General features: G+C 41.4%; 2 protein-coding genes and 1 pseudogene. All 3 read left to right on the top strand.

Translation table 11 applies throughout. The annotated features are described in order from the left end of the window. Positions 1-276: 276 nt before the first annotated feature. Positions 277-396: pseudogene (locus VXK47_RS09485) on the top strand (IS1 family transposase); the annotation flags it as partial. Positions 397-726: 330 nt separating this feature from the next. Further along, the gene (locus VXK47_RS09480; protein WP_435548537.1) at positions 727-888 is read left to right on the top strand and encodes a universal stress protein; all 162 of its coding nucleotides are present in this window, start codon (positions 727-729) and stop codon (positions 886-888) included. Between the two features lie 19 nt (positions 889-907). After that, complete coding sequence (locus VXK47_RS09475) at positions 908-1,174, top strand: cation transporting ATPase C-terminal domain-containing protein (protein ID WP_435548538.1); 267 nt, start codon at positions 908-910, stop codon at positions 1,172-1,174. Positions 1,175-1,434: the final 260 nt, after the last annotated feature.

Raw genomic sequence — 1,434 nt, 5'->3', positions numbered from 1 at the left:
TGACGTAGGGCTTCTCTTTGATTTTGCGCATCAGCAGTCTCCCTCTGCATCTGTGGACGACCCAATCTCGCACCACTGTCAGTTCTGCAGGATGGAAGTCTACCTCTTCGATCTGTATGTGTCAACCGGATAAGCATAGTTCCTTCTATTCCAGGATGTGCCACCCAGGGAGAAACGTTTGATGAGTTCATGGAAAACATATATGAGGCTGTGGAGGCTTGCTTGTCTGTGGATATCGAGGCTATATAAACATCATATTTCAACAAGCTATGTGGACAAAACTTGACCATGAGAATGTCTATGCGCCGGTTTACAAGGCTTACAAATGGTTTTTCCAAGAAGGTTGAAAACCTATTTTATGCAGTAGCATTACATTTTATGTATTATAATTTTGCAGGACTTATAAAACATCAAGGGTTGCTCCTGTAATGGAAGCAAAAATAACTGATAGGCTTCGGAATGGGGTTCTGGCCGGGACTATATCCGAGAAATTGTTGCGCTGTAAACTGTTTAACGTTTTTGCCATACGGGTAGTCAATCCCGGTTTATTGGGCAATCCCGGAGATCTTATCTTCCCTTTAGCCGGACATCCACGGGGATTTAAGGCTGCAATGCCTTTCTTTTTGATGCTGGTTCCATCTGTTCACAAACTTATTGTTCTGCGGATAATGTATGTCAATCCCTTGCGGTTCAGGTATATGTCCGCAGCTGCAGCTGCCAAGTTACTTGGCAAAGGAGATACTTATCCAGACCGGTGCGCTACGCAGCAGATTGATTCTTCTGGGAGCCTCGGACCGCAACCTGCCCTCACGTTTTGTTTACGGAAACGCCTTGGAACAGATTCTTAGAAAAACACCCTGCGATGTAGGAATTTACCGAAAGATATGAATGGGCTGATTCAACAGATATCAAATCTTACACGGGAAAATGTATACGCCGCTATAAAAAATATTCCGGTTTGGACAAAGGGATTTTTGCAAACAAACTTATCCTTCTTGGAATAATTATTCAGATTGTTTTTTCCTGGGCGACTCTCTATTTTCCTCCCATGCAGAAAATATTGAATACCGGCCCGGTGGTGCTGAAGGTCTATCTTATGGCCTGGCTGGGGATTGTTATCATTTTCGGTGCCGATTATATCAGGAAAAAAATAATTTATGGTTTCAGATTATAACTCCGGTTTCCCGAAATCCGCATGGCTGGTCCTGGCTTAGATAGCGAATCGGCTCACATCAGGGTTATTGGTGACGCCTTCTATATTTAAAGTATATATTCAGAATATGTTATATTATTATATCTAAAGTTTCACTGTTTTTGAAGCCGTTCAAACATGGTTTTAAAATTTTGCGATATTTTTTCACAAAACATAAAAAGATGGCATGTAAAATGCATTGCAATTTATATACCAAGTATTTCAAGCACTTACGTCAACTT

The organism is Desulfobacterium sp. N47, assembly GCF_051233685.1.
Taxonomy (GTDB): Bacteria; Desulfobacterota; Desulfobacteria; order Desulfobacterales; family RPRI01; genus RPRI01.
This window is presented reverse-complemented; position numbering and strand designations above follow the sequence as displayed.